Source organism: Rhodococcus sp. Z13 (genome assembly GCF_025837095.1).
GTDB classification, from domain to species: domain Bacteria; phylum Actinomycetota; class Actinomycetes; order Mycobacteriales; family Mycobacteriaceae; genus Rhodococcus; species Rhodococcus sacchari.
The window spans coordinates 1,975,535-1,995,701 of record NZ_CP107551.1; the positions used below are offsets into that span (position 1 = coordinate 1,975,535).

The following is a 20,167-nucleotide window of genomic DNA, read 5'->3' on the forward strand; positions in this document are numbered from 1 at the left end:
TCCAGAATTCCTGAAGACACACTTTCGTGCGCACACAGGCAGGTGAGGACCCGTCGAATTCTGCCACGCACCCCGATTCGGGACCCGTTCACGCCGTGGCGTCGGCGGGTCGGAGGCCGCCGAGACGATAGGCTGCATGGCGGTCGGAACCCGGGGACCCCGCGGAACCGGCCCGAGCGAAGCGGACAAGGAGCACGAGTAACCGGTGAGCACCGAAACCGTCGGACAAGCTACGACCTCCGCCCCCACGGGCCAGCTGCGCGCCTGGCAGCGCCGTGCCCTGACCAAGTACCTGGCGACGAAGCCACGCGACTTCCTCGCGGTCGCGACCCCCGGCGCCGGTAAGACGACCTTCGCGCTGCGGGTCGCCTCGGAACTGCTGCGCGACCGGACCGTGGACCAGATCACCGTCGTCGCCCCCACCGAACACCTCAAGCACCAGTGGGCCGCTGCGGCCGCCCGCATCGGCATCGCCCTGGACTCGAACTTCACGAACTCCACCGGGCAGACGTCGAGCGACTACCAGGGGGTCGTGGTGACCTACGCGCAGGTGGCCTCCCACCCGTTCAAGCACCGCGTGCGCACCGAAGCGCGGCGCACCCTGGTGATCCTCGACGAGATCCACCACGGCGGCGACGCGAAGAGCTGGGGCGAGGGCATCCTCGAGGCGTTCGGGGACGCCACCCGGCGCCTGGCACTGACCGGTACGCCCTTCCGCAGCGACGACAGCGCCATCCCGTTCGTCACCTACGAGCCCAACGAGGACGGACTGCTGCAGTCCAAGGCCGACCACACCTACGGCTATGCCGACGCCCTCGCCGACGGCGTCGTGCGGCCGGTGGTCTTCCTCGCCTATTCGGGAGAGGCCCGTTGGCGCACCAGCGCGGGCGAGGAGTTCACCGCCCGCCTCGGCGAGCCGCTCAACGCCGAGCAGACCGCGCGAGCGTGGCGCACCGCCCTCGATCCCCAGGGCGACTGGATCCCGGCGGTCCTCGGCGCCGCGAACACCCGCCTCGAGCAACTGCGCGCGGGTGGCATGCCCGACGCCGGTGGTCTCGTCATCGCCACCGACCAGACCACCGCCCGCGCCTACGCGAAGATCCTCCAGGACCTCACCGGGGAGGCCCCCACGGTCGTCCTGTCCGACGACCCGACGGCATCGGATCGGATCTCGCAGTTCAGCGAGGGCACCCAGCGCTGGATGGTCGCCGTCCGTATGGTGTCGGAAGGCGTCGACGTGCCGCGTCTCGCGGTGGGTGTCTACGCCACGAGCGCGTCGACCCCGTTGTTCTTCGCCCAGGCCATCGGTCGTTTCGTGCGGTCGCGGCGCAAGGGCGAGACCGCGAGCGTGTTCCTGCCGTCGGTGCCGGTGCTGCTCGAGCTCGCCAGCCAGCTCGAGGCGCAGCGCGACCACGTGCTCGGCAAGCCGCACCGCCCCAAGGAGGGCTTCGACGACGAACTGCTCGCCGACGCGAACCGGCGCAAGGACGAACCGGGGGAGGAGGAGAAGGCCTTCCACTCCCTCGGCGCCGAGGCCGAACTCGACCAGGTGATCTACGACGGGTCCTCCTTCGGCACGGCGACCTTCGCCGGGTCCGACGAGGAAGCCGACTATCTCGGCCTCCCGGGTCTGCTCGACGCCGAGCAGATGCGGGCCCTGCTGCGTCAGCGGCAGGAACAGCAGCTGAACAAGAAGAAGGCGGAACCGCAGGCGCCGACACCCCCGCCGCAGGTGGTCGAGCGGGTGGAGACGGCGGACACCCTCGCGCAGCTGCGTCGCGAACTGAACTCGCTGGTCGCGGTGGTCCACCACCGTACCCGCAAACCGCACGGGGTGATCCACGGAGAGCTGCGCCGGCAGTGCGGGGGCCCGCCGACGGCGATGGCGACCGCCGAGCAGCTGCGCGACCGTATCGCGGTGCTGCGCAGCTGGTGAGCGGCCCCGGAAACACGGAACGGGCGACCACCTCGCGGTGGTCGCCCGTTCGGCTCGGGCCTCGGAACCACTGGTTCCGGACGGCGGATCTACACGGTGGCGTCGGACTCGCTCACGATCGTCGCTCCGAGTTCCCGGAGGCGGTCGGTGTGTTCGTTGGCGTGATGTCCGCAGAACAAGAGTTCTCCACCGGTCGGAAGGACGGCGCGGACACGAGCGGCAGCATTGCACCGATCGCAGCGATCTGCAGCGGTCAACTTCGGGCTGGTCAACGTACCGGGCATGACTCCTCCAAACTGGCCACCGCTCATATCGGGTGCCGGGGTCTGGTCCGCCGCACCGGGGTGGCGCGGTAGATCTACTCTGACAGACGTTTTCCGTTCGCGTGTTGTTCCCCTGGGTGCCCCGCCGTGGTGCGTTTCACGCATCGAGCAGCGAAAAGGCGTCCGACGTGCTGCTTTGTCCCGCAGTGTGTTCGCTCACAGCGCAGCGCGTCACACCACCGGATGTGTCCCGGACCGCACAATGAGGGCATGACCGCCACGCTGCTGCACATCTGTTCCCGCGACGACTGGGAGAGCGCCCGCGGCAGCGGCGCCGTCACCCCGCCCTCGCTGGAGACCGAGGGTTTCGTGCACCTGTCCACACCCGACCAGGTGCACCTGCCGGCCAACCGCCTGTTCGCGGGCCGTACCGACCTGCTGCTGCTGCACGTCGACCCCGCGCGGCTGACCGACCCGGTGCGCTACGAACCCGGTGTGCCGGGAGACCCCGAGTCCATGCGCTTCCCGCACCTGTACGGGCCGCTTCCCGTCGCCGCGGTCGTGGACGTCACCACCTTCGAACCCGGCGCGGACGGGCGCTTCGCCGCCCCGGCGGTACCGGCCACGACCGAGAACGCATCGGAGGGTTAGCCTCAATCTTTCGCGCGGACCGCGTGCCGGCCTGAGCGGTCTCGGATTGGGTGTGGAAACCGTGGATCCGGCGTGCATCCACGGTCGACTGCCCGACACGGTCGGGTGGCGTCGGGGTCCACGGCCCCGGAAATCGTGTCCTTTCGTCTCGATGAAACTGGTACATGCAGGTCACGCAGGCGCAGGTAGCGCTGCGAGCCGGTTCAGGCTGGCCACGAGAAGATCGACATCCGGAGCTGTCGCAGCCAGTCGCAGACGAACACGGCGGGCATGCCGGGCGATCTTCCCGGCGATCGACAGCAACCGCAGCCGCAGCCGTTTCGGTTCCCACCGCCGCGCTGGAACCTCGGTCAAGGCGAGCATCTGCATCCACGCGAGCAGCTCGCATGCCAGTTGCACGAGCGCCAACCAGATGCGGTTCTGGTCGAAACCGTGCAACGGAAGATTCTGCAAGCCGGTGGCTTTCGCTGCCCGGATCCGGTCCTCGCACCGAGCCCGTCGCCGATGCCGCAACTCCAGATCTGGCAGCTGACCGCGGCGGGTGTTCGTCACGAACGCGGTCAGGCGTAGGCCGTCGCGGTCGGTGAACCGCAACTGCGCACCGGGGTGTGGGCGCTCCTTCCGGACGATCACCCGCATGCCTTTCGGCCAGGTGGACAGGTCGAGTAGGTCGGTGATCTCGGTGATCCAGGCACCGTCGCGGACCTGCCCGTCGGCGTCGTAGGCGGGGTCCATGCCTGTTCCGGAACCAGATCGATCGCGTCGGCGTGGGCGTCGGTCAACCCGAATCCGATCGAGTACGATAGGCGACGCTTGGTGAGGTACTCGATCAGGTGGTGGGTACCGCCGGCGCCGTCGATACGGACCAGTACCTTCTTCCCGACCCGGTATGCCGGGTCGAGCGGCAACTGTGCGAGTGCGTCCTGCACCACGGTGATGTGATCGGAGGCGGTGTTCGATCCCGAGTTACCCGGCCGCAGCAGCATCGCGACGGGTTCACCGGTACCGCCGGTGCCGTGGTCGACGAACGCGCACAACGGATGGAAACCGAACCCTCGCTTGAACGTCGGGGCGGCCTGTTCCTTCTCGGAATGCGCGGTGACCAGGGTGGCATCGATGTCGAGGACCAGCGGATGCGCTTCGTCGATGGCATGGTCGGGAGCCGATGTGCCGGCAGCGGCCCAGGCGTGGGAGCGGGCGGTGGCGCGGGCCCGGTCGATCGCGGCCAGTGCGGTGTCGGTGTCGGCGGCCAACCTGCTGATCAGGCGGGAGACGGTCGGGTCGGAGGCCACCGCACCGAACAGTTCGGGGTGAGCGCGCAGTTGTGCGATGTCGGCGAGGCAGTCCCCACCGAGTGCGAGGGATACCGCGAGGTCGAGGACGATCTTGCCGGGATCGTGTCGGGTCAACGGCTTTCGATACGGTGCGAGTTCGGTCGTCAATGCCGTGGCAAGTCCGGTTTTCTCCGCGGTGCGCAGCAGCAGGACGGCTCCGGCATGCGACACGAGGCCGGTTCCGGTGGCTGATGCGGACAGGTGGGGATAGGGGGACGTAGACTTGCTCACCGGAATGGTGCTCCTCGAACTGGGACTGATTCAACCTTCGCAAGTCGAATTATCCCAGCTCAGAGCATCATTCTTCGTGATTGACACGGGTTTCCGCTCAATCGGCATGAATGCCCGAGGTTAGTCTCTGGGCATGAACGTCGACGTGACGCCACTGCCGGGTATCGGCGTGCGGAAGGACTTCGAACTGGCGTCGGGTCGCCGTATCGGAGTGATCACGCACCGGGACGGACACACCGATCTGATCATCTCCAAGGCCACCGACCCGGACGCCTGCGCCGCCTCGCTGCCGCTGACCGTGGAGGAGGCGGCCACCCTGAGCAACCTGCTCGGGGCGCCCCAGCTCGTCGCCCAGCTCGAGGACGAGCACCGCGACGTGCCGGGCGTTCTCACCCGGCAGCTGCACGTCCACGAGGGCTCGCGCTTCGACGGTGCCCAGCTCGGCGACACCGCGTTGCGCACCCGCACCGGGGCGTCGATCGTCGCCGTGATGCGGGCGGGACAGGTGGAACCGTCCCCCAAGCCGGACTTCGTGCTCACCGGAGGTGACATCCTGGTGGTCGTCGGGACCGCGGAAGGCCTCGACGCCGCCGCCAAGATCCTGCGCAACGGCTGAGCCGGGGCCATGAACACGACCACCCTCGCGCTCATCGAACTGGGCGCGGTGTTCTTCGTGCTCGGTGTCCTGGGGCGTCTCGCGGCCCGGTTCGGCATGTCGCCGATCCCGTTCTACCTGATCGGCGGCCTGTGCTTCGGCAACGGCGGATTCATCCAGCTCGGTGACATCGGCGAGTTCAGCCATCTGGCGAGCGAGATCGGCGTCGTCCTCCTGCTCCTGCTGCTCGGGCTCGAATACACGGCCGGGGAACTCGTCAACGGCCTGCGGCGCTCACGCGCGGCGGGCCTGATCGACCTGGCCCTCAACGCCACACCCGGTGCCGCGGTCGCCCTGATCCTGGGCCTCGGGCCGATCGGGGCGTTCGTGCTCGCCGGGGTCACCTACATCTCCTCGTCGGGAATCATCGCGAAGGTCCTCGGAGATCTCGGCCGCCTCGGCAACCGGGAGACGCCGGTCGTGCTGTCGGTCCTGGTCTTCGAGGACCTGGCGATGGCGGTGTACCTACCGGTGCTGACGACGCTGCTCGCCGGCGTGAGCCTGATCGGTGGGCTCGAGGCCGTCGCGATCTCGCTCGGTGTGGTCTCGGTGGTGCTCGTGCTGGTGCTCCGGTACGGCCGGTACATCTCGATCGTCCTCGACAGCCCGGACCGCGAGACCCTGCTGCTCAAGCTCCTCGGCGCCGCCCTGCTCGTCGCGGGTGTCGCATCCGCCCTGCAGGTCTCCGCCGCGGTCGGCGCGTTCCTGCTCGGCATCGCGATCTCGGGGTCGACCGCACACAACGCCGTCCGCGTCCTCGAACCCCTGCGAGACCTGTTCGCGGCGATCTTCTTCGTGTTCTTCGGTCTCACCACCGACCCGACGGCGATCCCGCCGGTGCTCGGATGGGCGATCCTGCTCGCCGTGCTCACCTCGGCCACCAAGTTCGCCACCGGATGGCTCGCGGCGGTCGGGCACGGGATCGCCGTGATGGGCCGCGCCCGCGCCGGGGCCGCGCTCATCGCCCGCGGCGAGTTCTCCATCGTCATCGCCGGTCTCGCCGTCGCCTCGGGGCACGTCGACGAACGGCTCGCGGCGCTCGCCTCGGCCTACGTGATGATCACCGCGGTGCTGGGCCCGATCGCGGCGCGGTTCGTCGAACCGGCGATGCGCGCCGTCATGTCGCGACAGTCGGGACGGGCCGGGCAGCCCGACGTCGCGGCCGAGGAACCCGACCTGCTGTAGAGCACGGGCCCGGAGAACCCCGGGCCGCACACGAACGAAGGAGGGCCGTCCCGCCGGGGACGGCCCTCCTTCGTCGAACTCGTGGTCAGTCGAGGTAGTCGCGCAGCACCTGCGACCGCGACGGGTGGCGCAGTTTCGACATGGTCTTCGACTCGATCTGGCGGATGCGCTCACGCGTCACGCCGTAGACCTGGCCGATCTCGTCGAGAGTGCGCGGCTGACCGTCGGTGAGACCGAAGCGCAGACGGACGACGCCGGCCTCGCGTTCGGACAGGGTCTCGAGCACCGACTGCAGCTGGTCCTGCAGCAGGGTGAAGGAGACCGCGTCGACGGCCACGACCGCCTCGGAGTCCTCGATGAAGTCGCCGAGCTGGCTGTCGCCCTCGTCGCCGATGGTCTGGTCGAGGGAGATGGGCTCACGCGCGTACTGCTGGATCTCCAGCACCTTCTCCGGCGTGATGTCCATTTCCTTGGCGAGTTCCTCCGGCGTGGGCTCGCGGCCCAGATCCTGGAGGAGTTCGCGCTGGATGCGACCGAGCTTGTTGATGACCTCGACCATGTGCACCGGGATACGGATGGTGCGGGCCTGGTCGGCCATGGCGCGGGTGATGGCCTGACGGATCCACCAGGTGGCATAGGTCGAGAACTTGTAACCCTTGGTGTAGTCGAACTTCTCGACCGCGCGGATCAGACCGAGGTTGCCTTCCTGGATGAGGTCCAGGAACGCCATGCCGCGGCCGGTGTAGCGCTTGGCGAGCGAGACCACGAGACGGAGGTTCGCCTCGAGCAGGTGGTTCTTGGCGCGGTTGCCGTCGCGGCAGATCCAGTTCAGGTCACGGCGCTGCGCGACAGGGAGCTTCTCGCCCTTCTCCGCGTACTGCTGGAGCAGGTGGGTCGCGTACAGGCCGGCCTCGATGCGCTTGGCCAGCTCGACCTCCTCCTCGGCGTTGAGGAGGGCGACCTTGCCGATCTGCTTGAGGTAGGCGCGGACCGAGTCGGCCGAGGCGGTGAGCTCGGCGTCCTTGCGGGCCTGCCGCAGCGCCTCGGACTCCTCCTCGTCCCAGACGAAGTCGCCGGAGGCCTTGTCCTTCTCGCTGGGCTCGTCGTCCTCGACCACGACCTCCTCGACGGCGAGATCGCCCTCGGAGATGTCGAGATCGGCGAGATCGGCCTCGTCGGCGGCGTCGAAATCGTCCTCACCGGCGCCTGCGGCCTTGGTGGACTTCTTGGCTGCGGCCTTCTTGGCGGTCTTCTTCGCAGCGGTCTTCTTGGCAGGCGACTTCTTGGCTGCGGCCTTCTTGGCGGGGGCCTTCTTGGCTGCGGCCTTCTTCGCCGGCTTCGCACTCGGTGCGGTGCCTGCCGTGGAGTCCGCAGCGTTGGCGACGCCCGAAGCGTCCGCAACGGGTGCCGATTCGGGGGAGGAATCAGCGGTGTGGATGTCGGTGGCTGCCACGTACGCCCTTTCGTGACGAGGTAGTGCGGCGTCGCGCCAGAGTGGTTCCGGCGGAGAGGTCTGTCGGGATGGGGGCCGGTTCCGGCCGGCTGTGGACCATTGTAACGATCCCTCGGCGGCCGGATGCGCCGGACTCAGGGAGTGACACCTGTTTTCGCAGCGTAGGCGGCTCCCACGATTCCCGCCGCGTTGCGCAGTTCCGCGGGGACGACGGGTGTGCGGTTCGTGAGCAGCGGCACCCACTTCTCGTGCTTGCGGCTGATTCCGCCGCCGACGATGAACAGATCCGGCCACAACAGGGCCTCGAACCGCTCGAGCACCCGCGAGACCTCCTTGGCCCACTGCTTGTACGACAGGTCCTTGCGTTCCTTCACGGACGAGGCGGCGCGGTGCTCGGCTTCCTTGCCGTCGACCTCCATGTGCCCGAACTCGGTGTTCGGCAGCAGGACGCCGTTGTGCAGGACCGCCGAACCGATCCCGGTGCCGAAGGTCAGCAGGATCACCACTCCGTCGGTGCCCTTGGCGGCACCGAACCGGTCCTCGGCGATACCGGCGGCGTCGGCGTCGTTGAGCACCGACACCTCGCGGTCTCCGAGGACCCGCGAGAACAGGGCGCGGGCGTCGGTGCCGATCCACGAGGCGTCGATGTTCGCGGCCGTACGGGCCACTCCGCCGGTGACCACGCTGGGCAGGGTCACGCCCACGGGACCGGTCCATCCGGCCTGGTCGACGATCTGCGCGACGGTCTCCGCGACGGCATCGGGAGTGGACGGCTGCGGGGTGAGGAGCTTGATGCGCTCACCGACGAGTTCGCCGGTGGCGAGGTCCACCACGGCGCCCTTGACGCCGCTGCCCCCGATGTCGACACCGAATCCGAGATTCGCCGAATCCGGTGACTCCGTGGGGACGTCCTGAGCCATGGCAGTTTTCCTCTCGCTGATGGGACCGGGCCGGTGCGGTTGTGCCGCAGAGCCGGGTGCGGCTGTGCCGTGAAGCCTGGTGCGGCTGTGTGGCAACGATAGTGTCTGCCGTGCAGGGACGCCGCACACACTGGAGAAAGCCGGGAGCGTGTGTTCGGATGGGCGGGTGCGACGCGAGAGAACCTTCACCGAAGCGGAACTGTCCACGCTGCGCGAGGTGGCCGTCACGGTCGCCCGCGAAGCGGCCGTGCACGTCCGTGCCCGGCGGGCGGAACTGTTCGGTCCCCCCGGATCCCCGGAGTCCGGGTCGGTGCGGACCAAGACGACGGTCACCGACCCGGTGACGCTGGCCGACACCGAGAGCGAGGACCTCATCCGGCGGCGGCTGGCCGAGCTCCGGCCCGGGGACGCCTTCCTCGGGGAGGAGACCGGGGCCGACGGCCGGCCCGGCGGTGCAGGCAAGGACGGCGGCGTGACCTGGGTGGTCGACCCGATCGACGGCACGGTGAACTTCGTCTACGGGTTACCCGCCTCGGCGGTGTCCGTGGCGGCGAGCGTCGACGGGCACTCGGTGGCCGGTGCCGTGGTGGACATCGCGTCGGGAGACACCTACTCGGCCGCGGAGGGACTCGGCGCGCACCTCGAGACGGGCGGTGCGCGGATTCCGCTGCGCTGCAATCCGGTCACCGACCCGGCGCTGGCGCTCGTCGCCACCGGCTTCTCGTATTCGACCCAGCGGCGTGCCCGTCAGGGGGAACTGGTCGCGGCGCTGCTGCCGCGGGTACGCGACATCCGGCGGGTCGGGGCGGCGGCACTCGACCTGTGCATGGTCGCCGCGGGCCGCGTCGACGCGCACTACGAGCACGGACTGTCCCCCTGGGACTGGGCGGCGGGTTCGCTGATCGCCGCGGAGGCCGGTGCCGTGATCCGGTTGCCCGCCGGATCGGCCGAGGCGGGGGAGATCACGCTCGCCGTGGCGCCGGGGATCGCCGCGGAGTTCGAGGCGCTGCTGAACGAAATCGGCGCACTCGACGCAATTCCGAATTGACGGTTTCGCCCGGATCGGAATATGCGTTCACTTTTTCTCGGAAATGTGATGCAGAACGGAATGGTCGGTTCGTAACGTGATTCCGAACCCGAGCACGGCGCGACGCCCGAGTACCCCCGGGCGCGGAGTCAGCACCGCGCGGGGCGCGGAGTCAGCACCGCGCGGGGCGCGGAGTCAGCACCGCGCGCTGCGTGCGGCGGTGAGCAGATCCAGGTCGAGCGGGGCGGAGTCGCCCGGTGAGACCTCCCGCAGTGCGCGCAGGACCTCCTCGGCGTCGGGGGAGGGGGAGACGTCCTTGAAGTAGGTCCCCAGCGCGAGGTCGACGGTGTCGTCCTCCCGGCCGTCCTGCACGAGTTCGGCGCAGGGGGCGACCAGCCACACCGTCGACGCGGCGGCCCGGCCCGCCTCGCCGAAGCGGATCTGGCCCTGGCACTGCAGGTTCTGGTCGACGTAGACGGGGTCGTTGCCGGCCTGGACGTCGGGAGGGTTGGAGAAGCCGTAGTCGCTCAGCTGGGCGGCGACGTGGCTGGCCTGGCCGCGTTCGCCGTTGCCGTTGTAGACGCGCACCCGCGTGTTCGCCAGAGGCGCGGGATCGACCTCGAGCAGCGTGGAGCGGTCGACGACGTCGCCGAGCGGGGCCGGCTGGGGGCCGTCCGGGTCGGACGCGGTGGCCGGGGGCGCGTTGCACGCGAGCGTCGTGGTGGTGGGCTCGGAGGCGCTGAACACCGAGATCCACACGACGAGGGTGATCGCCGCGAGCACCGCACCCGCCGCGGCGGCCGGGACGACACGGCGCCGGGGGAACGGCCGGCCGTGGTCGTCGGTTGCGCTGCCTTCGGTGATCAGGGAAACCACGTGGCCCTGCCTCTCGTCGTCGTGTCCCACGGATCGTCGCACTCACTGTAGAGGTCTGCACCGCCGGTGGCGGAACGGTGGCGGGCAGGAAATGTCACGAGTCGTTGTGGTGTTGATGACGATTGGCGGACAATTTTCGACGTTTTCGCGGATCGATTGCATATCCGCTCGCGGCGTCGGCTATTGTTCGGCGGCCGAGTCGAAGAAGAAGCAACGACATGGCACACAAAACGAGTGAATTCGGGTATGCCCCGGGAGGTGGCACACCCGTCGGGAACTCCATCGGACGGTCGTGCGTTGCCCTGGCCGGGAGCACCGTTCCGTGTCCCGGCCGGCCATCAGCACGAGTACTAGAAGGTAAGGGAAATGGCGACTGACTACGACGCACCGCGGCGGACCGACAGCGACGATGTGTCGGAGGACTCACTCGAGGAACTGAAGGCGCGGCGCAACGAGGCGCAGTCCGCGGTCGTGGACGTCGACGAATCGGATACCGCCGAGTCCTTCGAGCTGCCCGGTGCGGACCTGTCCGGAGAAGAACTGTCGGTGCGTGTCGTTCCCAAGCAGGCCGACGAGTTCACGTGCTCGAGCTGCTTCCTGGTCCATCACCGGAGCCGGCTCGCGAGCGACGAGAACGGGGTGCTGATCTGCCGCGACTGCGCGGCCTGACGGCGAGCGGGGAACACACCCCGACGGAACGAGACGACCGGGTGACCGCGGCTGGGCCGCGGCACCCGGTCGGTCGTTCTCACGTGTGCCAGCAGCAGGATCGCTGCGAACGGGATGTCAGCCCCGGGCGGGATCACAGCCCAGTGCGGTGAGCAGCTCCGCGGGATGCCGCGTGCTGATCAGCCAGTACGGCGTGGGATCGTCGGGATCGTCGAGCACGATCAGCGCCATGGTCTTCACCCACGGGCGGTGCTGCACGAAGGCCGCCGGATCGAGCTGCCGGCCCATCGCGGCGCTCTTCGCAGAGGCCGGGACCACCACACCGCGCGAGACCACGCCGACGGGCAGGTGCGCACGGCCCACGACCAGCTCGCCGTCGACCACCTCCACCTTGCTGCGGGACATGCGGAACAGCACCCAGACGGGCAGGGGCAACAGGATCACGTAGGGCAGCCACGCGTACAGGCCCGGCGCTCCCATGTGGAGTTCGGCGGCGAGCAGTGCGGCGACACCCAGACCGAGGGGCCACCACCACCAGGGCACCCACATCCGCTCGGAGAACGTCGGGGTACCGGCGGCCGCGGGGGCTTCCGGCCGGGAGTGCGAGGATCGAGACACACCGTAAGGATAGTCGCCTGCACCGGGTGGCCCGTCTCCGCGGAGTAGTCTCGGTCCACGTGACCGATCTTCCCCCGATCCCGCTGCGTCGTCTCGACCCGGGCATTCCCGTACCCACGCGCGCCCACGAGGGCGATGCCGGCGTGGACCTGTGCACCACCGTGGACGTGACCCTCCGGCCGGGGGAGCGAGCGCTCGTCGGCACCGGCATCGCGGTCGCGTTGCCCCTGGGCACGGTGGGTCTCATCCATCCGCGCTCGGGTCTGGCCGCGAAGTTCGGCCTGTCCGTGGTGAACACGCCCGGCACCGTGGACGCGGGCTACCGTGGAGAGATCAAGGTGTGCCTGATCAACCACGACACCGAGAACTCCATCGAACTCCGTCGTGGTGACCGCATCGCCCAGCTGCTCGTGCAACGGGTCGAACTGGTCGACTTCGTCGAGGTCGACGAACTCGACGAGACCGCGCGCGGCGCCGGAGGCTACGGGTCGAGCGGTGGGCACGCCGGCCTCGTGAAGGAAGGTTCCTGACATGTTCGGACGACGCCGCAAGAACCGTGGGTCCGACGTCACCGCGGCCGACGCCGCGATCGACGAGGTCGACACCACCGCCGACGACTCCGCTCCCACCCCGCCCGAGGAGGGCCCCTACGACATCGACGAGGTCGGTGAGGAAGCGGCCACCGCCTCCCGCCTGGACCTCGGTTCCGTTCTCCTTCCGATCCCGCCCGGCGGGCAGATCCAGGTCGAGATGGCACCGAACGGCGCCCCGCAGAACGTGCACCTGGTGACGCAGCACGGCCGCATCACCGTCTCCGCCTACGCGGCTCCCAAGTCGCCGGGGCAGTGGCGCGAGGTCGCCGGTGAGCTCGCCGAGTCGCTGCGCAACGACAAGGCCACCGTCAGCATCGAGGAGGGCCCGTGGGGTCGCGAGCTGCACGGGAAGACCGCGAACGCGGACCTGCGTTTCATCGGCGTCGACGGCTATCGGTGGATGCTCCGCTGCGTCGTGGCTGCACCGTCCGGGAACGCCGACGCCGGTTCCGAACTCGTCGCCGTCGCCCGCTCGGTGGTCGCGCAGACCGTGGTGCGCCGCGGCTCCGATCCGCACCCGGTGCGCACACCGCTGCCCGTCGTGCTGCCCGCGGTACTGGCCCAGCAGCTCGCCGCCGCGCAACAGCAGCAGCTCGCGGCCCGGCAGCAGGCCGCACAGGCGGGGCAGGCCGCTCCGGCGGGTCAGCCGCAGGGCGCGCCGGCTCCCGCGCAGCCGCAGCAGCAGACCCCGCCGCGCCGCGGCGAATCCGGTTCGGCGATGCAGCAGCTCGGCTTCTAGCCGTCCACAGGACGCTCGCCTACGGGATCGGGCCCGCCGCTCGGGCGGCCTCGTCCAGCGCTGCCGCTCGGGCGGCTTCGTCCAGCGCGGCGAAACAGCGGACCCCGAGGATCCCGGGATCCTCGCCGATCCGGTCGAGGGTGACCGTCTCCAGCCGGGCCCGCGGGATCTCCCGTGCCCACTGCTGTCCGACCCCGAGCGGATGGACCGCGTCGTCCACCGCGGCGGTGATGCCCACCGGAACGGTGACGCCGCGCAGGTCCTCGACGTCGAGCGCGCGGTACCGGGCGGCCTCGTCGAGGGCCGACGGCAGGTCGGGCCACTGCGCCCGCCACGACCGGCCCAGTTCCCCGGCAAGCCAGGCCGGGCTCGACGCCGTCATCGCCCCCGTCACCGCCTCCAGCCCGTGGGCCCGGAGTTCGGACGCCGTCCAGCGGGCACTCGCCGCGGCCGGAGCGTCGTCCGGGCTCCCGGTCCAGGCGGGCAGGGCGGCGAGCACGCCCACCACCCGTTCCGGATGGTCGAAGGCCCACCGCAGCGCGACCGCCGCCCCGATGGACACGCCACCGACGACGATCGGCCCGTCCGCGGCGGCCCGGCCCAGGGCGGCCAGATAGCTGTCCACCACGGCCCGCGGATCCGGGTCCACCGCCACGGGCACGAGGCCGCGCCGGCGTGCCTCGGCGCCGAACGCCTTCTCCGCGAACACCGCGTCGGAACCCGTGCCGGGTAGCAGGACCGCGGTCCGCGCGGCCACCGGCGCCGGACCGGACGTCGCTGGAGTGTCGGTCATGGGGACGATCCTGCCCGACCCCACCGGCGGCCGGTCACCGCGGGGGTGCCGTCCGCCGCGGCTTGTATTCGCCGGAATTGGGTCTACAGTGGCGATCGAAGACGTTTCGGGGGCACGCTCTGCGTGCCCCCCTTCAGTACAGGAGCGTGCTATGCCTTCCCCGGCCGGCTATCTGCGTCGGCTCACCCGGCGGTTGACCGAGGACATCGAGGAACTCGACGCCGAGGAGATGGCCGAATCGTCGAGCTCGACGGGCGCGCTACCCGTGGTCCGGTGCACTCGCGGTCAGGAAGTGACCATGTTCGGGCGGCTCCGCAGCGTGGAGTCCGGCTCGCGGGCCGCCGCCGCCGTGGTCGAGGCCGAATTCTTCGACGGCACCGACTCGATCCAGCTCGTGTGGATCGGCCGCCGCCGCATCCCGGGCATCGAACCCGGCCGCACCCTCACGGTGCGGGGCCGGGTGGGGGAGCGCGACGGTCGCAAGGTGATCTACAACCCCTACTACGAACTGCGCGACCCGGCCTGACCGCCGTGTCGGCCGTGTCCACCCCTCCCGGGGGATGTGGCACCCTCGTATGGTGAGCGACAGCAACCAGCAGACGATGCTCGAACAACTCGGCGGCCTCGGCGGGTTGATCTATTCGACACTGCCGGTGCTCGTCTTCGTTCCCGTCAACAGCGTGTGGGGACTGACCGTCGCGATCTGGGCGGCCCTGGCCGTCGCGTTCGGGGTGCTGGTCTGGCGCCTGATCCGACGTACCCCCATCCAGCCCGCGATCTCCGGTTTCTTCGGTGTTGCGCTCTGCGCCTTCATCGCCCACCGCACCGGCGACGCAAAGGGTTACTTCCTGTTCGGCATCTACGCCAGCCTGGTCTACGGCGGCGCGTTCGTACTGTCGGTGCTGGTCCGCCGGCCCCTCGTGGGCGTGATCTGGGGGATGCTCAACGGGCAGGGCTCGCGCTGGCGGTCGCACCCGACGGCGGTGCGCGCCTACGACGTCGCGACCGTCGTGTGGGCGCTGGTGTTCATCGCCCGCTATCTCGTGCAGAACCACCTCTACGACGCCGACCGGACGGGCTGGCTCGCGGCCGCCCGCATCGGCATGGGCTGGCCCCTGACCGCGGTGGCACTGCTCGTCACGCTCTGGGCGGTGCGCCGCGCCGACCGGATCGTCGAGCCGCCGCCCGCCCGCAGCCCGGACGAGACCGGGGAAGACACAGCGGCCGATGGTGACATGGCGGCCGATGGTGACACGGTGGCCCGCCACCGGCGGTTCACCGACTAACGGTTCACCGCCCGGCGCAACTCGTCTTCGACCTCCTCCGCCGCGACGAACAGCAGTTCGTCGCCGCCCTCGAGCGGGTCGTCCGGCTGCGGCACGATCACGCGCCCACCGCGCAGGATCGTCACCAGCGCGACGTCCCGGGGCAGCTCCAGCTTCCGCACCGGCTTGCCGGCCAGCGCGGTGGTGTCCGGCAGGGTCACTTCCACGAGGTTCGCACCCTTGCGCAGCGTCATCAGCCGCACCAGGTCGCCGACAGTGACGGCCTCCTCCACCAGTGCTGCGAGCATCCGCGGGGTGGACACGGCGACGTCCACGCCCCACGACTCGTCGAAGAGCCATTCGTTGCGCGGATCGTTGACCCGCGCCACCACCCGGGGGACACCGAACTCGGTCGTCGCCAGCAGGCTCAGTACGAGATTGGCCTTGTCGTCACCGGTCGCCGCGATCACCACGTCGCACTGTTCGAGACCGGTGGACTCGAGCGAGCTCAGCTCGCAGGCGTCGGCGTGCACCCAGGTCGCCCCCGGGATCGCGTCCGGCTCGACGTGCTCGGGCTTCCGCTCGATCAGCATCACCTCGTGCGCGTTGCGCAGCAGTTCCCGGGCAATCGAACGCCCCACGGCGCCCGCACCCGCGATGGCCACCTTCATCCACGCTTCCTCTCGCTCGACGGCGGACGTACCGGGCCGGTCACTCCTCGTCCACCGGTGCGTTCTCGGCCAGTGTGATCGCCTCGGCCACCGATCCCGACACCGCCGCGATGTACACGCTGTCCTCGGCCTGGATCACGGTCTTGCGGTCAGGCAGGAGACCCGTACCGAACCGGATCAGGAACGCCACCCGGGCGCCGATGGCCTCCTCGAGCTCGGTCACCCGCCGGCCGACCCACCCTTCGTGCACGACGACCTCGGCGATCGCGACCGACCCTGTGGGATCACGCCACCGCGCGGTCTCGCTGTCGCGGGTGAGCGCGTGCAGGAACCGGTCGGTGGTCCACGGCACGGTCGCGACCGTGGGGATGCCGAGACGCTCGTACGCCGCGGCGCGCTTCTCGTCGTAGATGCGCGCGACGACCCGCTCGACCCCGAAGTTCTCCCGCGCGACCCGCGCCGAGATGATGTTCGAGTTGTCGCCGGAGGACACCGCCGCGAACGCGTCGGCGCGCTCGATCTCCGCCGAGATCAGCACCTCGCGGTCGAAACCCATGCCCAGCACGGTCCGGCCGGGGAAGTCGTCGCCGAGGCGCGCGAACGCGCTCTCGTCCCGGTCGATGACCGTCACCTCGTGGCCGAGCCGGACGAGGGCCCCGGCCACGGCCGCACCGACCCGGCCACACCCCATCACCACCACGTACACCCACGGACTCCGTTCAGGTCGACAGACTTCGCGGCGGGCCGAGTACGGCCCGCCGATCGAACGGTACCGCCTGCACGTCCGGGCGGTGTTCCGGACCGACATCCACCCCGCCGGAAGGCCGTATCGGTGTCCGATCGGGTACCGAGGGGCCGCGACCGCATAGGCTTTGCGCGTGTCCAAGCTTTCCACCGCGACGAAGCGGCTCCTCCTGGGTCGGCCCTTCCGCAGCGACACTCTCGGGCACGAACTGCTGCCCAAGCGCACCGCGCTGCCGATCTTCGCCTCGGACGCGCTGTCCTCGATCGCCTACGCGCCCGAGGAGATCTTCCTCGTTCTGTCCGTCGCCGGCCTGTCGGCCTACGCGTTCTCGCCGTGGATCGGGGTCGCCGTCGCGATCGTCCTCGTCATCGTCGTCGCCAGCTACCGGCAGACGGTGCGGGCCTATCCCTCCGGGGGCGGCGACTACGAGGTCGCGACGAAGAATCTGGGGGAGACGGCCGGTCTGACGGTGGGCAGTGCCCTGCTGGTCGACTACGTCCTCACCGTGGCCGTGTCGATCTCCTCCGCCGCCGCGAACATCGGCTCGGCGGTCCCGTTCGTCGCCCAGCACAAGGTGCTGTTCGCGCTCGCGGCGATCGTGCTGCTGACCGGTATCAACCTGCGGGGTCTGCGCCGCGAGTCCGGGATCGCGTTCGCGGTGCCCGTCTACCTGTTCCTCGCGGCCATGATGGGAATGCTCGGATGGGGCCTGTTCCGGGTGGTCGTCCTCGGTGACGAGCTGCGCGCCGAGTCGGCCGGATTCGAACTCGTCGCCGAGCAGTCCGACCTGACGGCCGTGGCGTTCGTCGTCCTGCTGGCCCGCGCGTTCTCGTCGGGATGCGCGGCCCTGACCGGTGTCGAGGCGATCGGCACCGGGGTGCCGGCCTTCCGCAAGCCCAAGGCCCGCAATGCGGCGACCACACTGGCGGTGCTCGGCGCTCTCGCCGTCGCCCTGTTCCTCGGGGTGGTCTTCCTCGCCGACCGCCTCGGTGTGGTGGTCGCCGAGCATCCGCAGACCCAGCTGCGCGGCGCCCCCGAGGGATACGAGCAGAAGACCCTGCTCGGGCAGCTCGCCGAGACGATCCTCGGCGGCGTGCCCGGCGGGTTCGTCCTGCTGATGGTGCTCACCGCCGTGATCCTGGTCCTGGCGGCCAACACCGCCTTCAACGGTTTCCCGACGCTCGGCTCGGTACTGGCACGCAACCGCTACCTGCCGCGGCAGTTCCACACGCGCGGTGATCGCCTGGCGTTCAGCAACGGCATCCTGTTCCTCGCCGGTCTCGCCATCGTGTTCGTGTGGGTGTTCCGTGCCGAGGTCACCGCGCTGATCCAGCTGTACATCGTGGGTGTGTTCGTCGCCTTCAGCCTCGGCCAGGCCGGGATGGTGCGGCACTGGACCCGGGAACTGGGCACCGAGAAGGACCCGGTCACCCGCCGCCGGATGCAGCGCTCGCGCACGATCAACGCCGTCGGTCTCGTGTCCACCGCGACGGTGCTGCTCGTCGTCCTGATCGGCAAGTTCACCGTCGGCGCGTGGATCGCGGTGGCGGCGATGGTCGTGGCGTTCGGGGTGATGAAGTCCATCCGCCGCCACTACGACTCGGTCGCGGCGGAACTCGAGAGCGCCGAATGGGACGGCGTGCTGCCGAGCCGCACCCACTCGATCGTGCTGGTCTCGACGCTGCACCTGCCCACCATGCGCGCGCTCGCCTACGCCCGTGCGACCCGCCCCGACGTGCTCGAGGCGATCACCGTCAACGTCGACGACGAGGCCACGCGCCGCCTGGTGCGCGAATGGGAGGACAGCGACCTGACGGTGCCGCTGAAGGTCGTCGAGTCGCCCTACCGGGAGATCACCCGGCCGGTGCTCGACTACGTGCGGCGGATCCGGCGGGATTCCCCCCGCGACGTGGTCACCGTCTTCATTCCGGAGTACGTCGTGGGGCACTGGTGGGAACAGCTCCTGCACAATCAGAGCGCACTGAGGCTCAAGAGCCGACTCCTCTTCCAGCCGGGGGTGATGGTGACCAGCGTGCCGTGGCAGCTGCGTTCGTCGGCGCAGGTGCCCGCCGATCGGGGTGGGGTCCCCGAGGGCACGCGCGAGGGTATGCCGGACGCACGGCGACAAGAGTTCGACAACGAGGAGGAACCGCGGTGAATCGTCACGCGCATCCGCGCACGGATTGGTCCGGACGGAGGATCGAGGTGATGCTGGGCAATCCCGCCCACGGCGGTGCCTGCGTCGCCCGGTACGAGGGACGGGTCGTGTTCGTCCGGCACGGTGTGCCGGGGGAGAGGGTGTTCGCCCGCGTCACCGAGGATCGCGGCGGGTCGTTCTGCTTCGCCGACGTGGTCGACGTGCTCGAGGCCTCGCCGGACCGCGTCGACCCGGTCTGCCCGATCTCCGGTCCGGAGGGCGCGGGCTGCTGCGACCTGTCGCACATGACGGTCGAGGCGCAGCGGCGGTTCACGGGGGCGGTGGTGGCCGAGCAGCTGCGCCGCCTCGGCGGAGTGGAACGCGAGGTGGAGGTCGAGGAGGTGCCCGGTGGCGCCTCGAACGGCACCCTCTGGCGCACCCGGGTGCGGCTCGCCGTGGACGTCGTGGGCAACCCGGGCTACCGGCGCTACCGCAGCAACGAGGTGGTGCCGGAACTGGCCTGCCCGCAGATCGATCCGCGCGCCTACATCGGCCTGGCCGACCGCGTGTGGCAGCCGGGCGCGGAACTGCAGGTCGTGCTCGACGCCGACGGTGAGCGGCACGTCGTGGAGATCGCCCCGCCCGTCCTGTCCGGGGGCGCGCGGCGGCAGGGCCGGCGGGGCGCGGCCGCGCGGCGTGCCGCGGCGAGCGCACCGCGGCCGGAGAAGGTCGTCGAGGGCTCAGGCCGGGTGGTCGAGCGGGTCGGCGACCGGGAGTGGCGGCTGTCCGCGACGGGGTTCTGGCAGGCGCACCGTGGGGCGGCCGGGCTGTACTCGAAGGTGGTGGGCGAGTGGGCCCAGGCCTCCGAGGGGGCGACGGCGTGGGATCTCTACGGTGGCGTCGGTGTCTTCGCGGCGACCCTCGCCGGGCAGGTCGGACCCCGCGGACGCGTGGTGTCGGTGGAATCCTCCCGGATGGCCGTCGACGACGGTGCCGAGGCGCTCGCCGATCTCGAGCAGGTGTCGTTCCGGCACGGCCGGGTGGAGCGGGTGATCGCGGACCTGCCCGCCCCCGAGGTGGTCGTCCTCGATCCGCCGCGGGCCGGTGCGGGCCGCGAGGTGGTCGAGGCGGTCGCCGAGGCCGGACCGCGCCGGGTGGTGCACGTGGGGTGCGATCCGGCGTCCTTCGGTCGGGACGTGGGCCTGTACCGCGATCACGGATTCGAGCTGGCGGACGTGCGGGCCTTCGCGGCGTTCCCGTCCACCCACCACGTGGAGTGCATCGCGCTGTTCACCCGCTGAAGCCGGGCGGGGGCGTCGCGCGGTGCCGGGCGCGACGCCTCGGTGGGGATGAATCGCCGGTGTGAATTGCGTCCTACGAGTGCTTGCGGTCCGCAAACAACTGTT

At 70.2% G+C, this 20,167-nt stretch carries 20 protein-coding genes and 1 pseudogene; 12 read left to right on the forward strand and 9 right to left on the reverse strand.

Annotation, left to right across the window (positions count from 1 at the left end):
• Positions 1-205 precede the first annotated feature (205 nt).
• Positions 206-1,936: a DEAD/DEAH box helicase gene (locus tag OED52_RS09045; protein ID WP_264154298.1), complete on the forward strand. Its 1,731-nt coding sequence runs from the start codon at positions 206-208 to the stop codon at positions 1,934-1,936.
• 89 nt (positions 1,937-2,025) lie between these two features.
• Here the strand turns inward: OED52_RS09045 and OED52_RS09050 are convergent, their stop codons facing one another.
• Entirely contained in the window at positions 2,026-2,220 is a 195-nt protein-coding gene (locus OED52_RS09050) for a DUF7455 domain-containing protein (RefSeq protein ID WP_006551338.1), read from the reverse strand.
• A gap of 249 nt (positions 2,221-2,469) precedes the next feature.
• Here OED52_RS09050 and OED52_RS09055 point away from each other — a divergent pair, with 249 nt between their 5' ends.
• Complete coding sequence (locus tag OED52_RS09055) at positions 2,470-2,850, forward strand: DUF952 domain-containing protein (protein WP_264154299.1); 381 nt, start codon at positions 2,470-2,472, stop codon at positions 2,848-2,850.
• Between the two features lie 171 nt (positions 2,851-3,021).
• Here the strand turns inward: OED52_RS09055 and OED52_RS09060 are convergent.
• Positions 3,022-4,415 (reverse strand): annotated as a pseudogene (locus tag OED52_RS09060) (IS1380 family transposase).
• Positions 4,416-4,548: 133 nt separating this feature from the next.
• On the opposite strand from OED52_RS09060, the gene OED52_RS09065 reads away from it, so the two are divergent.
• The gene (locus tag OED52_RS09065; RefSeq protein WP_264154300.1) at positions 4,549-5,031 is read left to right on the forward strand and encodes a cation:proton antiporter regulatory subunit; all 483 of its coding nucleotides are present in this window, start codon (positions 4,549-4,551) and stop codon (positions 5,029-5,031) included.
• A 9-nt stretch (positions 5,032-5,040) separates the two neighbouring features.
• Positions 5,041-6,255 (forward strand): cation:proton antiporter, encoded by a 1,215-nt coding sequence (locus OED52_RS09070; RefSeq protein ID WP_264154301.1) that lies wholly within the window; start codon positions 5,041-5,043, stop codon positions 6,253-6,255.
• 85 nt (positions 6,256-6,340) lie between these two features.
• Here the strand turns inward: OED52_RS09070 and OED52_RS09075 are convergent, their stop codons facing one another.
• A complete protein-coding gene (locus OED52_RS09075; protein ID WP_264154302.1) occupies positions 6,341-7,708 on the reverse strand; it encodes an RNA polymerase sigma factor in 1,368 nt (455 codons plus the stop codon).
• 134 nt (positions 7,709-7,842) lie between these two features.
• Positions 7,843-8,628, reverse strand: coding sequence for a polyphosphate--glucose phosphotransferase (gene ppgK, locus OED52_RS09080; protein WP_264154303.1), 786 nt, complete (start codon positions 8,626-8,628; stop codon positions 7,843-7,845).
• Positions 8,629-8,794: 166 nt separating this feature from the next.
• Here ppgK and OED52_RS09085 point away from each other — a divergent pair, with 166 nt between their 5' ends.
• Positions 8,795-9,676, forward strand: a complete 882-nt coding sequence (locus tag OED52_RS09085; RefSeq protein ID WP_264154304.1) for an inositol monophosphatase family protein — start codon at positions 8,795-8,797, stop codon at positions 9,674-9,676.
• Between the two features lie 174 nt (positions 9,677-9,850).
• Here the strand turns inward: OED52_RS09085 and cei are convergent, their stop codons facing one another.
• On the reverse strand, positions 9,851-10,531 hold the full coding sequence (gene cei / locus OED52_RS09090) for an envelope integrity protein Cei (RefSeq protein WP_264154305.1): 681 nt from the start codon (positions 10,529-10,531) through the stop codon (positions 9,851-9,853).
• 366 nt (positions 10,532-10,897) lie between these two features.
• On the opposite strand from cei, the gene OED52_RS09095 reads away from it, so the two are divergent.
• A complete protein-coding gene (locus tag OED52_RS09095) occupies positions 10,898-11,200 on the forward strand; it encodes a DUF4193 domain-containing protein (RefSeq protein WP_264154306.1) in 303 nt (100 codons plus the stop codon).
• A gap of 117 nt (positions 11,201-11,317) precedes the next feature.
• Here the strand turns inward: OED52_RS09095 and OED52_RS09100 are convergent, their stop codons facing one another.
• On the reverse strand, positions 11,318-11,749 hold the full coding sequence (locus tag OED52_RS09100) for a DUF3093 domain-containing protein (protein WP_264154637.1): 432 nt from the start codon (positions 11,747-11,749) through the stop codon (positions 11,318-11,320).
• Between the two features lie 128 nt (positions 11,750-11,877).
• Here OED52_RS09100 and dut point away from each other — a divergent pair, with 128 nt between their 5' ends.
• Together dut and OED52_RS09110 are read left to right on the forward strand one after the other, a co-directional pair.
• On the forward strand, positions 11,878-12,348 hold the full coding sequence (gene dut / locus OED52_RS09105) for a dUTP diphosphatase (protein ID WP_264154307.1): 471 nt from the start codon (positions 11,878-11,880) through the stop codon (positions 12,346-12,348).
• Position 12,349: 1 nt separating this feature from the next.
• Positions 12,350-13,150, forward strand: coding sequence for a DUF3710 domain-containing protein (locus OED52_RS09110; RefSeq protein ID WP_264154308.1), 801 nt, complete (start codon positions 12,350-12,352; stop codon positions 13,148-13,150).
• A gap of 19 nt (positions 13,151-13,169) precedes the next feature.
• On the opposite strand, the gene OED52_RS09115 is transcribed toward OED52_RS09110, so the two are convergent.
• Positions 13,170-13,943, reverse strand: a complete 774-nt coding sequence (locus tag OED52_RS09115; RefSeq protein ID WP_264154309.1) for an alpha/beta fold hydrolase — start codon at positions 13,941-13,943, stop codon at positions 13,170-13,172.
• Positions 13,944-14,094: 151 nt separating this feature from the next.
• Here OED52_RS09115 and OED52_RS09120 point away from each other — a divergent pair, with 151 nt between their 5' ends.
• Both OED52_RS09120 and OED52_RS09125 read left to right on the forward strand, forming a co-directional pair.
• Positions 14,095-14,469, forward strand: a complete 375-nt coding sequence (locus OED52_RS09120; protein ID WP_264154310.1) for an OB-fold nucleic acid binding domain-containing protein — start codon at positions 14,095-14,097, stop codon at positions 14,467-14,469.
• Positions 14,470-14,518: 49 nt separating this feature from the next.
• Complete coding sequence (locus tag OED52_RS09125) at positions 14,519-15,229, forward strand: DUF3159 domain-containing protein (protein WP_413247735.1); 711 nt, start codon at positions 14,519-14,521, stop codon at positions 15,227-15,229.
• Here the strand turns inward: OED52_RS09125 and OED52_RS09130 are convergent.
• Together OED52_RS09130 and OED52_RS09135 are read right to left on the reverse strand one after the other, a co-directional pair.
• Complete coding sequence (locus OED52_RS09130; protein ID WP_264154312.1) at positions 15,226-15,879, reverse strand: potassium channel family protein; 654 nt, start codon at positions 15,877-15,879, stop codon at positions 15,226-15,228. The genes OED52_RS09125 and OED52_RS09130 overlap by 4 nt on opposite strands.
• 40 nt (positions 15,880-15,919) lie before the next feature.
• Positions 15,920-16,585 (reverse strand): potassium channel family protein, encoded by a 666-nt coding sequence (locus tag OED52_RS09135; RefSeq protein WP_264154313.1) that lies wholly within the window; start codon positions 16,583-16,585, stop codon positions 15,920-15,922.
• 172 nt (positions 16,586-16,757) lie between these two features.
• Here OED52_RS09135 and OED52_RS09140 point away from each other — a divergent pair, with 172 nt between their 5' ends.
• Both OED52_RS09140 and OED52_RS09145 read left to right on the forward strand, forming a co-directional pair.
• Complete coding sequence (locus OED52_RS09140) at positions 16,758-18,782, forward strand: APC family permease (RefSeq protein WP_264154314.1); 2,025 nt, start codon at positions 16,758-16,760, stop codon at positions 18,780-18,782.
• A 50-nt stretch (positions 18,783-18,832) separates the two neighbouring features.
• The gene (locus OED52_RS09145; RefSeq protein ID WP_264154315.1) at positions 18,833-20,062 is read left to right on the forward strand and encodes a class I SAM-dependent RNA methyltransferase; all 1,230 of its coding nucleotides are present in this window, start codon (positions 18,833-18,835) and stop codon (positions 20,060-20,062) included.
• The last annotated feature ends 105 nt before the right edge of the window (positions 20,063-20,167 follow it).

Coding starts and splice junctions, on each gene's coding strand:
- OED52_RS09050 (WP_006551338.1), bottom strand. CDS start 2,220: ATGCCCGGTACGTTGACCAGCCCGAAGTTGACCGCTGCAGATCGCTGC.
- OED52_RS09125 (WP_413247735.1), top strand. CDS start 14,519: ATGGTGAGCGACAGCAACCAGCAGACGATGCTCGAACAACTCGGCGGC.
- OED52_RS09055 (WP_264154299.1), top strand. CDS start 2,470: ATGACCGCCACGCTGCTGCACATCTGTTCCCGCGACGACTGGGAGAGC.
- ppgK (WP_264154303.1), bottom strand. CDS start 8,628: ATGGCTCAGGACGTCCCCACGGAGTCACCGGATTCGGCGAATCTCGGA.
- OED52_RS09100 (WP_264154637.1), bottom strand. CDS start 11,749: ATGTGGGTGCCCTGGTGGTGGTGGCCCCTCGGTCTGGGTGTCGCCGCA.
- OED52_RS09145 (WP_264154315.1), top strand. CDS start 18,833: ATGCTGGGCAATCCCGCCCACGGCGGTGCCTGCGTCGCCCGGTACGAG.
- OED52_RS09065 (WP_264154300.1), top strand. CDS start 4,549: ATGAACGTCGACGTGACGCCACTGCCGGGTATCGGCGTGCGGAAGGAC.
- OED52_RS09120 (WP_264154310.1), top strand. CDS start 14,095: ATGCCTTCCCCGGCCGGCTATCTGCGTCGGCTCACCCGGCGGTTGACC.
- OED52_RS09095 (WP_264154306.1), top strand. CDS start 10,898: ATGGCGACTGACTACGACGCACCGCGGCGGACCGACAGCGACGATGTG.
- OED52_RS09130 (WP_264154312.1), bottom strand. CDS start 15,879: ATGAAGGTGGCCATCGCGGGTGCGGGCGCCGTGGGGCGTTCGATTGCC.
- OED52_RS09070 (WP_264154301.1), top strand. CDS start 5,041: ATGAACACGACCACCCTCGCGCTCATCGAACTGGGCGCGGTGTTCTTC.
- OED52_RS09115 (WP_264154309.1), bottom strand. CDS start 13,943: ATGACCGACACTCCAGCGACGTCCGGTCCGGCGCCGGTGGCCGCGCGG.
- OED52_RS09110 (WP_264154308.1), top strand. CDS start 12,350: ATGTTCGGACGACGCCGCAAGAACCGTGGGTCCGACGTCACCGCGGCC.